Consider the following 11,308-nt stretch of genomic DNA (forward strand, 5'->3'; position numbering starts at 1 on the left):
ACGTGACCACGGGTTTCCTGAACCTCAAACCACTCGATCATGCGAAGTTGCTTGCTGCATTCGGCAATGGCGTTTTCGATGGCATCTTCGATGCTTTTCTGCGACGAGCCGACCACCTCGACTTTCTTGTAAACATGATGATCAGACATAGGATCTCCCGTATGAAAATGCGTACACTCAGGAAGCTCTGAATGTTCTTTTATCTTTTCAGCCTAAACCAGTAAACCCCGATCCATCAAACGAGGCGGGAACTTTAATCGTTCACTGAACTCTGAAATTTCCCTATCGGAACAACAGACCCTCAAGCCCGGGACCCCATGCAAAGAATGAAGCGCTGTTTTATCGGCTTTGCCCTGACACTTTCAGTATTGCTGGCGGGGCCACTGTTCCTGGCTGCCTGCGCGGGCTTTCAGGATAGCGGCAGCTGGCGCACCGCAGACCGTTCCAGCGCGAGAATCGCGCCGTCACCCGAGCAGGTAAAGGCGGCCATAGTGCAGGTCTATGCGGCCCGGGCGTTTAACTGGCGCGGTTATTTTGCAGTGCATACCTGGATCAGCACCAAGGCGACTGGCGCCAGCCAGTACTATGTCCATGACGTGACCGGATGGCGCTACAACGTCGTCCAGTCCAGGCCTGGCGAACCGGATCGCGCCTGGTTCGGCTCGAAACCAACCCTGATTGCGGATTTCCGCGGAGAACAGGCCGGGAAAATTATCGACCAACTCGGGGCCGTTATCGGGGATTACCCCTACGCGACAACTTACAGAGCCTGGCCGGGACCAAACAGCAATACCTTTGTCGCCTGGGTTATCCGCCAGATTCCGGAAATGGAGGTCGCATTGCCCAGCCATGCCATCGGCAAGGATTATCTCGGTGACGGGTTTGTTTCCCGGGTTCCCGGAGGCACCGGCTACCAGTTTTCGCTCGGCGGCTATTTCGGACTGCTGGCAGGCGTTCGGGAAGGCCTTGAACTGAACATCCTCGGACTCTCGCTGGGCGTTAATCCATTAGGGCTTGGTATCAAGCTTCCGGGCTTTGGTGACTTGGCTCTTCGCAATACCAATCCCATGGCCAAAACGACTGAATCTGAACTTGAGCCGGGTGGCTCCGGCACGGCCGCGGCAGGGCAGGTCTCCCTAAAAACGCTTTGAATACGTCCCTGTACGCTTGAGCTCCCCCCTCAGTGCTTATTGCTCCTGCGTCGCACTGAGGGTCCAGGGCAGGCCATCCGTGGCCAGCCCGTGAAGAGCTATTCGCTCTTCACCCATGGCTCCGCACATTTTCGGGAGACCTGCCCTGCCGCGGCCTGATTTGGAGCGAGACCTCAGAACACGGTGATCCCGGCAAAACGGACCAGCCCTGCGGCGGCAATACCAGCCCCTATCGCCGGCAGAGGCTTTCTCGTTGCCAACATGATGACTGCGGTTACAACCAGTGCCGCTAATGCACCCGCATCGCCACTGAAAGCCATCGGAACAATGATGGCGATCAACACCGAGCTGGCCATGGTGTTGATGAAGCTTTCGATCCGGGGGCTGATGGTCACGAAAGACATCAGGAAGACGCCGCCGAAGCGGGTAACGATGGTGACCGCGGTGATGATCGCTATCAGCGCCAGGGTGCCCGCCATTGTTGTTTCAATGGTCATGGGGATCCTCCTGTTGTGCGCCGACAGGCTCTTTGCTCCCGGGCTTTTTTTCCTGCCAGAAAAAACCGACAGCACCACCTGCCAGCGCCCCGACAACCACATGGGTATTCGGCGGCAGCCACTTCCAGGCAGCAAGCGACGATAATGCGGCAACGGTCCAGGCCACCAGTGTTCGGGGCGACTTGTTACCACCCAGCGCCATCGCCAGCAGGAAACAGCCCAGAACCATATCCAGCCCCAGAGACTGGGGCTCCCTGAGCAGCCCGCCAAAATAGACGCCTAGCCAGGTTCCGATAATCCATGCTATCCAGATCGCAAGGCCACCACCGAGGATCACTTCCAGGTTCCGTATACCCCTCTGGTATTCCTGCGCAGATACCGCCCAATTGGCGTCGGTCAGCAGCAGTAAAATGCCGTAACGACGGCCCGGCGGCATTTCCCTGAGCATCGGATAAAGTGACGCGCCCATCAGCAGGTGGCGGGAGTTGATCGCAAACACAACGGCTATCAGCGGGAGCACCGAAACCTCGGTACCCCACATATCCACAACAGCGAACTGGGAAGCACCGGCAAACACCGTGATGCTCATCAGCAGCGCCTGAAACGGTTCGAATCCTTTCTGAACAGCGGCCAGCCCGAAAGCGGCGCCAAAGGCCACCACGAACAGGGAAATAGGTACCAGTCGCAAAAATTCGGAGCGAACTTTGGCGGAGCTGAGAGAGTGAGAGTAGTTGCCGGTTGTCATCGTAGCAAGCTAATGAAAACCGTCTTCTGAACGTATAGGTAAATGCCGCAAAGCAGGCCTCTTATAGACTAAAGTCGCTCCATGGCGCAGGCGAGGCTTTCACTGATCCGCGCATTGAGCTTGAGATCGACCCCGGCATCAGCCCGGGTGCGGCCAAGATTCAGCGTCGCCATGGGCCGGGACCATTCACTGGCGTAACGACAGAAGCGGAAACCGGAATACACCATCAGCGATGAGCCAATCACCAGCAGGCCATCGCTGGCCTTCAGGGCATCAAGTGCCGAATCGACGCGTTGCCTGGGCACGTAATCCCCGAAGAACACCACGTCCGGCTTCAGTATGCCGCCACAATGGTCGCAATCAGCAAGTTCAAAGCTGGAAAAATCCAGTTCCAGATCCGCATCCCCGTCCGGGGCAGCAGTGGCAGAATAATGACGGAAGCCGGGGTTCAGGTCGACACAGCGTTGGTGCACCAGATCCCGGGTCGAGCGCCTGCCGCAGGTCATGCAGATCACTTCATCGGCACGACCGTGCAGATCCAGAGCTGAATGGCTGCCCGCTTTCTGGTGCAGACGGTCGACGTTCTGGGTGACCAGCAGGTTGCTGTAGCCGCGGTTCTCAAGTTCTGTGATCTGCCGATGGGCGGGATTCGGAGCCGCATTGCGGATCACCGGCCAGCCGATCAGGCTGCGGCCCCAATAACGCTGCCTTGCCGGCAGACTGGACATGAACTCGCCATGCCGAACCGGCTCTTTGCGTTTCCAGCTGCCGTCGCCATCCCGATAATCGGGAATGCCCGAGTCAGTGCTGACGCCCGCGCCGGTGAGGATAAGAAGCCTGGGGTGGCGCCTTATAAACTCCGCAAGCAATTCGCCCGCCTGTTCGGGCTCATGGGCCACCAGAGGCTCGGCGTTGACTGGCATGGCAACGCTCTTTATGGAATTACGAATGGCTGACATGAGCACCCTGTTTTCGTGACTGGAACACTACTGTAAGGGGCGAATGGTCTCCTGCCAACGTCATTGGCTGGAAAAACACCCGGACATGACCGTAGACTTGTCTGCATATTTCCAGCGCAACGGTATTTCTGGCCATGACTGAAGACGAATCCGGCTCCGGGCTTCTGCTCGACAACCAGCTCTGTTTTGCCCTCTATTCCACATCATTGATGATGACCAAAACCTACAAGCCGCTGCTAAAAGTCCTGGAACTGACCTATCCGCAATATCTGGCCATGCTGGTACTGTGGGAAGAAGATGGTATTACCGTCAGCCATCTGAGCAAACGACTGCTTACCGACCCGGGCTCAGTGACACCCATTCTGAAAAGGCTGGAGGTGGACGGCTTGCTGACCCGGCAACGACGGAAACAGGATGAACGGGTCGTTGAACTGCGGCTCACCGCCAAAGGACAGGCACTTCAGGACAAGGCAAAAACGATTCCCGGTTGCATCGTTAACGCCAGCGGCCAGACGCTGTCAGACATCATGGCGCTGAAGCAGCAACTGCTGAAGCTGCGGGAGAACCTTGAAACCGGGACCTGCCGCGGTGCCGATTCACCAGAATGAGTGTGCCCGGCTTTGCCTTGCGCGCCAATATTTTGTGCGTTACTTTGTCCCTGGCAGTATTTGACTATCTGCAGATCTATCAGGAGAACAGATTATGGCCAAGATTGACGAAGTACTTTACCGCGCCTCGGCTGAAGCGACCGGTGGCCGTGATGGCCACGCCGTTTCCTCGGATGGCGTGCTGGACGTCAAGCTGACCACCCCCAAGGCCATGGGTGGTGACGGCGGCGAGGGTACCAACCCCGAGCAGCTTTTCGCGGCGGGCTACTCTGCCTGCTTTATCGGCGCTATGAAGTTTGTTGCCGGCCGCGACAAATTGCCGATGCCGGAAGATGCCTCAATTGAAGGGGAAGTGGGTATCGGCCAGATTCCAGACGGTTTCGGCATCGAAGTCGAGCTCAAAATCTCTCTGCCCGGCATGGATGACGGCGAAGCCGAAAAACTGATCAACGCGGCCCACAAGGTTTGCCCTTACTCCAATGCCACCCGCGGCAATATCGACGTGAAGCTAACGCGGGTCGCCTGACGCCGGGCGCCAGCCAGTCTGAAAAGAACAAAAGGCAGCGGTCTGAGCGCTGCCTTTTTTTAGGATTCTCTAAAGTATCCCGGTTAACTCAACCGACACCATGGGTATCACCGACAACGCCAGTAAAACCCCCATAGTCCAGTTGAACCACCGGCGGTAAACGGGTTTCTGTAACAGTCGCCTGAGCCCGGCCCCGCCCAGCATCCAGCTGCCAACACAGGGCACCGCCACCGCCATGAACGCGACAGCAATCCAGAGTGCCTGGGCCAGCACCTCACCGCTGACGGTGGTAAAGGTCGCCAGGGCACCAACGGCCATAACCCAGGCTTTCGGGTTTACCCACTGAAAAGCGGCAGCCTGCCAGAACGAAAGCGGACGACTGGCGCCATCCGCACTGATCTCTGTAGCGGTGGTCGCGATTCGCCAGGCCAGATACATCAGATAGCTGATACCGAGCACCTTGATTACCTGATGCATGACGGGCACGGCCTCAAAGAGCTGACCCAGCCCCAGACTGATCACTAGCACCATGGCTGGAAAGCCGATACAGATCCCCAGATAGTGCGGCAGGGTGCGCCACACACCAAAGTTCATGCCCGACGCCATTACCATGATGTTGTTCGGGCCCGGCGTTGCCGTGGAAACAAGAGCAAATAACAGAACACTCAACAGAACTTCCATGGTCATTTACCCCTGTCCCTGACATTTCCAGAACGGTTTGCGCAGCTCGGCCTGTCTTTGCGCCTCGCTCAGCCCGATATCTGCCAGCAGGTGTTCATTCAGTTCCGCAAGTTGCTGGCGACTGCGGTGATTCAGGTACAAACGCATGAGCCATTGCGCGACAGAGATGCTCATGATCATGCCCTGCGCCTTGACCGCCGGAGTAGCCAGCACCGCCACTTTCGCGATGGCTGATTTCACCAGTGAAGTCATTCCGTTCTGAGTCAACGAATGGACGTGTGCAGTAGTCATGATCCCTCTCCTTGTTTAACTGTTTTGAGCCTGTTCATCCTAAACCGCTTATTGCAATGGTTACAGATTCAGTTTTTTGTTATTTTAATCGGTACAGATGCGCGAAACCCCATCTGTTATGGTCCTTTTTCTTTCATCTGTACTGGTCGAGCGCTTATGGAAACCAACCTGTATGCACAACTGGCGGACTCACTGAGCCAGCAGATTCGCGAGGGACTGTTCAAGACCGGCGACAAACTGCCATCGGTGCGCCATCTGGCGCGGCGGGAGGACGTCAGCATTTCCACCGTCACCACCGCCTATGGCCTGCTGGAACAGTGGGGCTGGGTTGAGGCCCGGCCGAAATCCGGTTACTTCGTCGCCCACCGGCAGGACGACAAGCTGGCCATTCCGCGCCAGGTGCGGATAAAACCAAGCCCAAGGGCCGCGACGACCTCGGAACTGGTCATGGAGGTACAGCGGGATTCTGCGCGCCGACAGGGCGTCAGTATGTCAGCCGCGATTCCGGCACTGGATTTCCCGATTCTGTCCAACGTCCAGCGCACATTCACCCGGCTTTCCCGGACCCGCAAATATCTGGGCGTGGGCTACGAGTCCCCGGAGGGGCTGCCGGAATTCCGCCACCAGATCGCCCGCCGGGCGGTAGATGCAGGGGTGCACGTCGCGCCGGATCAAATCGTCAGTACGGCTGGCTGCCAGAACGCCATGGCATTGGGCTTGCGGGTACTGACCAGGCCAGGTGACATCATCGCCATTGAGTCGCCCTGCTACTACGGCCTGATCCAGATGGCGGAAGCGTTCGGTCTGAAGGTGATCGAGATTCCCGCCCATCACGACACCGGTATCGGGATCGAGGCGCTGAAGCTGGCGCTGGCAAAATGGCCCATCAAGGCGCTGGTCTCGGTGGCCACTTTCTCCAACCCGCTGGGTTCGATCATTCCGGATCAGCGCAAGCAGGAACTGATCGAGCTGCTGGAAAAATACGACGTGCCAATGATCGAGGACGACATATACGGCGAGCTGTATTTTGGCGACCGTCGTCCAAAATCGGTCAAGGCGTTTGACCGGGACGGCCGGGTGATCCTGTGCTCATCGGTATCCAAAACGATTGATCCGCAGCTCCGTGTGGGCTGGATCATGCCGGGCCGCTACCTGGATCAGGTCATCCATCAGAAGTTCATACACCAGGTCTCCGGTTCCACCCTGCCCCAGTTGGTGACCGCCGAGATCATGGCCCAGGGTGCCTACGACCGCCATCTGCGCCAGGCCCGGGAAACCTACCGCATGCGAAGCCAGCAACTGGTGGACCTGGTAAGCCAGCATTTCCCGGAGAATACCCGGCTGTCCCGGCCCAGGGGTGGACTGGTGGCCTGGGTGGAATTACCCGACAGGATCAATACCACCGAACTCTATCACCGGGGCCGCAGCCAGAACCTGACGATTGCCCCGGGTGAGATATTCTCTGCCTCCGGGCAATACAAATGCTGTTTCCGGATCAGTTTCGCCCAGGGCTGGAGCCAGGAGCGGATCGCGGCGGTTCAGACCCTGGGAGAGTGGATTCGCGAAAGCCTCTGAGCCAGTTCATTCGCGCCCAGTTGTTTCATCAGCGCGATATTGCGTGCGGGAATGGAATCGGGGTCGGGATGGTTATCGACCGCACGGCTGACACTGTCTTCCCTGAGCAGGTGAAGCATGGGAAACGGTGAGCGGTTGGTGTAGTTTTCGGCATCCTCCGGGCCGGTGCCGGCAAAAAAGTAATCCGGATGAAAACTGGCAACCTGGTAAATACCTTCGAGGTCCAGCAGCTCCAATAACCCATCGGCAGCAGCCAGAAAATCGTTGTAGTCATCAAAACCGGTCAGTATACCGGGGTGAATCAGCAAAGTTGTTTCGGTGTCCGGGTGCTCATGGAGAAATTCCAGCTCATGTTGCAGATCCATCAACAGAGCTCCTTCAGCGTCCGCTCTGGACACCACAAAACGGATACGATTGTTGACCAGTTCCTTGCGCGCAAAGGGACACAGGTTGAGCCCGATAACGATCTCTTCCAGCCATTGCCGGGTTGCTTTCTCGATCAGTGACGTTTCCAAACCGACTCCTCTTCCTGCCCTGAACATGGCCCACAAAGACACCCACCTCGTGTTATCTTAATGTAAGTTGCATCATTTCCGCGACAACACGGGATATGGGAGAACAGTCATGGAAACACTTCGCACGCCAGAAGAACGCTTCAGCCGCCTCCTCGACTACCCCTTCGAGCCACGCTATCTGAATGTGGGCGGCCCCGACCTGGTCGGCATGCGGATGCACTATGTGGATGAAGGCCCGGCCGATGCCAGACCGGTGCTGATGATGCACGGCGAGCCGTCCTGGTCCTATCTCTACCGCCACATGATCCCGATCTGCGCCGCAGCCGGGCACCGGGTAATCGCGCCGGACCTGATCGGCTTCGGAAAATCCGACAAACCAACGGATATCAATGATTACAGCTATCAGCAGCACATGGACTGGATGCAGAGCTTTCTGGACCAGACCGGGATGACTGACATTACCCTGGTGTGCCAGGACTGGGGCTCGCTGATCGGGCTCAGACTGGCCGCGGAAAACCCGGACCGGTTCCGGGCCATAGTGGTGGGCAATGGCATGCTGCCAACCGGAGACCAGCCGATGCCGCAGGCCTTCAGGATCTGGAAAAACTTTGCAATGCACAGCCCCTGGTTTCCGGTTTCGCGAATTCTCGATATCGGCAGCTTCCGCAAGCTGGGGCCGGATGAAAGACGCGCTTACGATGCCCCCTTCCCCAGCAAGAAATACAAAGCCGGCGCCCGGGCCTTTCCCGGGCTGGTCCCGACCACACCTGACGACCCGGCTACCGAAGCCAACCGCGCGGCATGGAAGGTTCTGGAACAGTGGCAAAAGCCCTTCCTGACCACATTCAGCAACGGCGACCCTGTCACCCGTGGCGGCGACAAATACATCCATGACCGCATCCCCGGCGCCAAGGGCCAGCCGCATCTAACGCTGACCGGCGGCCACTTCCTGCAGGAAGACTCGCCAGTGCAGTTCGCGAATGCGGTGAATGATCTCATTGCCAGAATGGATGGAGAAAAGCACTAAAATTTGACCATGCACTATGGAAAGCACTGTTGACTGACCAAGCAATCGGACGGGTCTTTCCAGAACCGTCCGGAGCCAGGGATGGCGGAGGCCGAGCTTACAGGGGTTCAGCGGAGCGCTTATGAAGCAAAGCTTCATGCGACAGCTGAACGACCGCAATCTGTGATTGCGGGCCGGACCCGCTTGCGGGTATTTACAGCGTGTTCTGGAAAGACCCGTCCGATTGCGCCTCCACCGTTCTAAGCAGACTTCTCTAAGCAGGCTTCAGCTAGTAATAACCCTGACTACGCAGATAATCATCGTAGCTGCCGCTGAAATCGGTCACGCCCTCGCCGGAGAGATCCACAATGCGCGTCGCCAGCGACGACACAAACTCCCGGTCATGGCTGACAAAAACAAGCGTGCCCGGGTAGTTCTCCAGCGCCAGATTCAGCGCCTCGATGGACTCCATATCCAGGTGATTGGTGGGCTCGTCCATCAACAACACATTGGGCTTCTGCAGGATCAGCTTGCCGAACAGCATGCGGCCTTCTTCGCCACCGGAAATCACCTTCACTGACTTGCCGATTTCATCACCGGAAAACAGCATCCGCCCCAGAGTGCCGCGAACCATCTGCTCGCCATCCGGCGTCCATTGCGCCATCCAGTCAGACAGGGTCATATCGTTGGCGAAATCATCGGAATGGTCCTGGGCGTAGTAGCCTACCCGGGCGCTGTCCGTCCATTTCACCTCGCCGCTGTCCGGCATAGTTTTCCCCGCCAGACACTGCATCAGCGTGGTTTTGCCGATGCCGTTGGGGCCGATGATCGCCACCCGCTCGCCGGCTTCTATCTTGAGATCCAGATTGTCGAACAAGGGCTCATTCTCGAATCCCTTGGTAAAGCCATGGAGCGTCACTGCCTGGCGGTGCAGTTTCCTGGCCTGCTCAAACCGGATAAAGGGACTGACCCGGCTGGAGGGCTTGACCTCCTCCAGCTGGATCTTGTCTATCTGCCGCGCCCGGGACGTTGCCTGCTTGGCCTTGGAGGCATTGGCAGAAAAGCGGCTGACAAACTGCTGCAGTTCGGCAATCTGGGCCTTTTTCTTGGCGTTGTCAGACAGCATGCGTTCCCGGGCCTGGGTAGCGGCGGTCATGTATTCATCGTAGTTGCCGGGAAACAGCCGCAGCTCGCCGTAATCCAGGTCCGCCATGTGGGTGCATACACTGTTCAGGAAATGGCGGTCGTGGGAGATGATCACCATGGTGCTGTTGCGGGCGACCAGAATGCCTTCCAGCCAGCGGATGGTGTTGATATCAAGGTGGTTGGTGGGCTCGTCCAGCAACAGGATATCCGGGTCGGAGAACAGCGCCTGGGCCAGCAGCACCCGCAGTTTCCAGCCCGGCGCAATGCTGCTCATCAGGCCCGTGTGCTGATCCTCCGGAATATCCAGACCCAGCAGCAGTTCCCCGGCCCGGGACTCGGCGGTATAGCCATCCAGCTCGCCAAACCGCACCTCCAGGTCGGCCACGGCCATGCCGTCTTCCTCGCTCATTTCAGCCAGCGAATAGATTCGATCCCGTTCCGCCTTTACCTGCCAGAGCTCCTCGTGGCCCATGATGACGGTATCCAGTACCGTACAGTCTTCGTAGGCGTACTGGTCCTGACGCAGTTTACCCAGACGCTGGTTGGGGTCCACCATGACCTGCCCGGATGAGGGCTCAAGATCGCCGCCGAGGATTTTCATGAACGTGGATTTGCCGGAACCGTTCGCGCCGATCAGGCCGTAGCGATTGCCATTACCGAATTTGACCGAAACGTTTTCGAACAGGGGTCGGGCGCCAAACTGCATGGTGATATTTGCGGTGGAAATCAAAACAGGAATCCGTAATCAGGTGAATGCCCGGCAGCGACCGGAACGAAGAGGCGGCATTGTACAGATTTCACGCGAAAACAGTGAGCCCGCAGTTACACGGACAAAAAGCGCTTGCCTGAAGGCGCCGTGGCGGGCAGCATTCATGTTCGACAGAGTAAGCGGGCAGGTCTTTCCAGAACCGTCCGGAGCCAGGGATGGCGGAGGCCGAGCGTACAGGGACGTATTTACAGCGTGTTCTGGAAAGACCTGCCCGCTTACGAACGCACGGATTAAAAGGCTTACCTCACTGATACAAGAAACTTAAAAGGAAAAAACACCATGGCAAAGGCTACGGCACGTCATATCCTGGTAGACAGCGAAGCAAAATGTGAAGAACTCAAGAAGGCCATCGAAGGTGGTGAGGACTTCGCGGAAGTTGCCAAAAAGCACTCCTCCTGCCCGTCAGGCCGTAACGGCGGCGATCTGGGCTCCTTCGGCCCCGGCCAGATGGTTCCCGAGTTCGACAGGGTCGTTTTCAACGACGAAGTAAACAAGGTTCTCGGACCAGTGAAAACCCAGTTCGGCTATCACCTGCTGGAGGTGACCAGCCGGAGCTGATGGGCCCGCATTTTTTGTTCCCGAAAACCATCCGTCAGCGTCGCCTGCTTTTCTGGCTGGCTCTGGCGGGTGTTCTCTGTTTATTTCCCCTGTTTTTCGTTGGTGGGCCCGGCTGGAGTGATGGCCCGCTCTACCAGGCGGTATGGAATCTCGGGCACCCGATCTTTTTTGCCCTGCTGACACTGACAGTCCGGCCCTGGCGATTCGTTTCCGGTTGGCGGCTCTGGGCTCTGGCCAGCACTGTTGTTATTGTTCTGGGCCTGGGAATTGAGTTTGTCCAG

At 57.7% G+C, this 11,308-nt stretch carries 13 protein-coding genes and 2 pseudogenes; 7 read left to right on the forward strand and 8 right to left on the reverse strand.

Annotated elements, in window-relative coordinates; genetic code table 11:
* Positions 1-149, reverse strand: a 149-nt coding sequence (locus tag VJ956_RS16035) for a dodecin (protein ID WP_324086056.1), incomplete at its 3' end; no start/stop codon positions are given.
* A 168-nt stretch (positions 150-317) separates the two neighbouring features.
* Here VJ956_RS16035 and VJ956_RS16040 point away from each other — a divergent pair.
* Positions 318-1,151 carry a DUF3750 domain-containing protein gene (locus VJ956_RS16040; protein ID WP_324086046.1) on the forward strand — a complete coding sequence of 278 codons (834 nt, stop codon included), beginning with the start codon at positions 318-320 and terminating at the stop codon, positions 1,149-1,151.
* 173 nt (positions 1,152-1,324) lie between these two features.
* On the opposite strand, the gene VJ956_RS16045 is transcribed toward VJ956_RS16040, so the two are convergent.
* The 3 genes from VJ956_RS16045 to VJ956_RS16055 form a co-directional block, all read right to left on the reverse strand.
* Entirely contained in the window at positions 1,325-1,648 is a 324-nt protein-coding gene (locus VJ956_RS16045) for an AzlD family protein (RefSeq protein ID WP_324086047.1), read from the reverse strand.
* Complete coding sequence (locus tag VJ956_RS16050) at positions 1,638-2,393, reverse strand: AzlC family ABC transporter permease (RefSeq protein WP_324086048.1); 756 nt, start codon at positions 2,391-2,393, stop codon at positions 1,638-1,640. The genes VJ956_RS16045 and VJ956_RS16050 overlap by 11 nt, the downstream gene beginning before the upstream one ends.
* Positions 2,394-2,461: 68 nt before the next feature.
* Positions 2,462-3,316, reverse strand: coding sequence for an NAD-dependent protein deacetylase (locus VJ956_RS16055; protein ID WP_324086049.1), 855 nt, complete (start codon positions 3,314-3,316; stop codon positions 2,462-2,464).
* Positions 3,317-3,486: 170 nt separating this feature from the next.
* Between VJ956_RS16055 and VJ956_RS16060 the strand changes: the two genes are divergently transcribed.
* Together VJ956_RS16060 and VJ956_RS16065 are read left to right on the forward strand one after the other, a co-directional pair.
* On the forward strand, positions 3,487-3,960 hold the full coding sequence (locus VJ956_RS16060) for a MarR family transcriptional regulator (RefSeq protein WP_324086050.1): 474 nt from the start codon (positions 3,487-3,489) through the stop codon (positions 3,958-3,960).
* A 94-nt stretch (positions 3,961-4,054) separates the two neighbouring features.
* Positions 4,055-4,486 carry an organic hydroperoxide resistance protein gene (locus VJ956_RS16065; protein WP_324086051.1) on the forward strand — a complete coding sequence of 144 codons (432 nt, stop codon included), beginning with the start codon at positions 4,055-4,057 and terminating at the stop codon, positions 4,484-4,486.
* A gap of 69 nt (positions 4,487-4,555) precedes the next feature.
* Here the strand turns inward: VJ956_RS16065 and VJ956_RS16070 are convergent, their stop codons facing one another.
* Together VJ956_RS16070 and VJ956_RS16370 are read right to left on the reverse strand one after the other, a co-directional pair.
* On the reverse strand, positions 4,556-5,167 hold the full coding sequence (locus VJ956_RS16070) for a LysE family translocator (protein WP_414674457.1): 612 nt from the start codon (positions 5,165-5,167) through the stop codon (positions 4,556-4,558).
* A gap of 6 nt (positions 5,168-5,173) precedes the next feature.
* Positions 5,174-5,458, reverse strand: coding sequence for a DUF1127 domain-containing protein (locus VJ956_RS16370; protein WP_414674455.1), 285 nt, complete (start codon positions 5,456-5,458; stop codon positions 5,174-5,176).
* A gap of 156 nt (positions 5,459-5,614) precedes the next feature.
* Between VJ956_RS16370 and VJ956_RS16080 the strand changes: the two genes are divergently transcribed.
* The gene (locus VJ956_RS16080; RefSeq protein ID WP_324086053.1) at positions 5,615-7,033 is read left to right on the forward strand and encodes a PLP-dependent aminotransferase family protein; all 1,419 of its coding nucleotides are present in this window, start codon (positions 5,615-5,617) and stop codon (positions 7,031-7,033) included.
* Here VJ956_RS16080 and VJ956_RS16085 read toward each other — a convergent pair.
* The gene (locus VJ956_RS16085; protein WP_414674456.1) at positions 6,997-7,548 is read right to left on the reverse strand and encodes a DUF1415 domain-containing protein; all 552 of its coding nucleotides are present in this window, start codon (positions 7,546-7,548) and stop codon (positions 6,997-6,999) included. The two genes, VJ956_RS16080 and VJ956_RS16085, sit on opposite strands and share 37 nt — an antisense overlap.
* 109 nt (positions 7,549-7,657) lie before the next feature.
* Here VJ956_RS16085 and VJ956_RS16090 point away from each other — a divergent pair, with 109 nt between their 5' ends.
* Positions 7,658-8,575 (forward strand): haloalkane dehalogenase, encoded by a 918-nt coding sequence (locus VJ956_RS16090; RefSeq protein WP_324086054.1) that lies wholly within the window; start codon positions 7,658-7,660, stop codon positions 8,573-8,575.
* 268 nt (positions 8,576-8,843) lie between these two features.
* Here VJ956_RS16090 and VJ956_RS16095 read toward each other — a convergent pair whose 3' ends face one another.
* Entirely contained in the window at positions 8,844-10,430 is a 1,587-nt protein-coding gene (locus VJ956_RS16095; protein WP_324086055.1) for an ABC-F family ATPase, read from the reverse strand.
* Positions 10,431-10,745: 315 nt separating this feature from the next.
* On the opposite strand from VJ956_RS16095, the pseudogene VJ956_RS16100 reads away from it, so the two are divergent.
* Positions 10,746-11,027 (forward strand): annotated as a pseudogene (locus VJ956_RS16100) (peptidylprolyl isomerase); the annotation flags it as partial.
* Positions 11,027-11,308, forward strand: a pseudogene (locus VJ956_RS16105) (hypothetical protein); the annotation flags it as partial. The pseudogenes VJ956_RS16100 and VJ956_RS16105, both read left to right, overlap by 1 nt.

This window comes from Marinobacter sp., from assembly GCF_035268745.1.
Taxonomy (GTDB): domain Bacteria; phylum Pseudomonadota; class Gammaproteobacteria; order Pseudomonadales; family Oleiphilaceae; genus Marinobacter.